The organism is Neisseria sp. P0021.S006 (genome assembly GCF_051956895.1).
Genome location: NZ_JBQCWZ010000433.1, coordinates 1 through 1,179, shown reverse-complemented (window position 1 = coordinate 1,179; position 1,179 = coordinate 1). Strand labels below are relative to the sequence as shown.

Annotated in this window: 1 protein-coding gene; it reads right to left on the bottom strand. The window is 48.0% G+C overall.

The genetic code is table 11. The features are described 5' to 3' along the window. The coding region (gene tuf, locus ACTHUM_RS14780) for an elongation factor Tu (protein ID WP_049336986.1) at positions 1-1,178 on the bottom strand (1,178 nt) is incomplete at its 3' end. Between the last annotated feature and the right edge of the window lies 1 nt (position 1,179).

Sequence of the window (1,179 nt, the reverse complement as noted above, 5' to 3'; positions counted from 1 at the left end):
ATTACAGAAGAAACCACACCCGCACCTACGGTACGACCACCTTCGCGAATCGCAAAGCGCAGACCTTCTTCCATAGCGATAGGCGCAATCAGTTCTACAGTAATGGTTACGTTCTCACCTGGCATTACCATTTCTACACCTTCTTCCAAAGTAACTGCACCAGTTACGTCAGTAGTACGGAAGTAGAATTGTGGACGGTAGTTAGCGAAGAATGGAGTGTGACGACCACCCTCTTCTTTGCTCAGTACGTATACTTCTGCTTTGAATTTGGTGTGAGGAGTGATAGTACCTGGTTTAGCCAATACTTGACCACGCTCTACATCTTCACGTTTAGTACCACGCAGCAATACGCCTACGTTGTCACCTGCTTGACCTTCGTCCAGCAGTTTGCGGAACATTTCAACACCGGTACAAGTGGTTTTTTGAGTTTCTTTCAGACCTACGATTTCGATCTCGTCACCAACGTGGATGATACCGCGCTCTACACGACCGGTTACTACTGTACCACGACCGGAGATAGAGAATACGTCTTCGATAGGCAACAAGAAAGGTTTGTCCACAGCACGCTCAGGTGTTGGGATGTAGCTGTCCAGAGCAGCAGCCAATTCGAAGATTTTTTCTTCGTAACCAGCGTCACCTTCCAAGGCTTTCAGTGCAGAACCTTGTACGATTGGGCAGTCATCACCTGGGAAGTCGTAGCTTGACAACAAGTCACGGATTTCCATTTCAACCAGTTCCAACAACTCGGCATCGTCAACCATGTCGCATTTGTTCATGAATACGATGATGTAAGGTACACCTACTTGGCGGGCCAACAGGATGTGTTCGCGAGTTTGTGGCATAGGACCGTCAGCTGCGGAACATACCAAGATCGCGCCGTCCATTTGGGCAGCACCGGTAATCATGTTTTTAACGTAGTCGGCGTGGCCTGGGCAGTCTACGTGTGCGTAGTGACGGGTTTCAGTTTCGTATTCTACGTGTGAGGTATTAATGGTAATACCGCGGGCTTTTTCTTCAGGAGCGTTGTCGATTTGGTCGTAAGCTTTTGCAGCACCACCAAATTTTTTAGCCAAAATAGTAGTCAAAGCAGCAGTCAGAGTGGTTTTACCATGGTCAACGTGACCGATGGTGCCAACGTTTACGTGCGGTTTGCTACGTTCAAATTTTTCCTTAGCCATG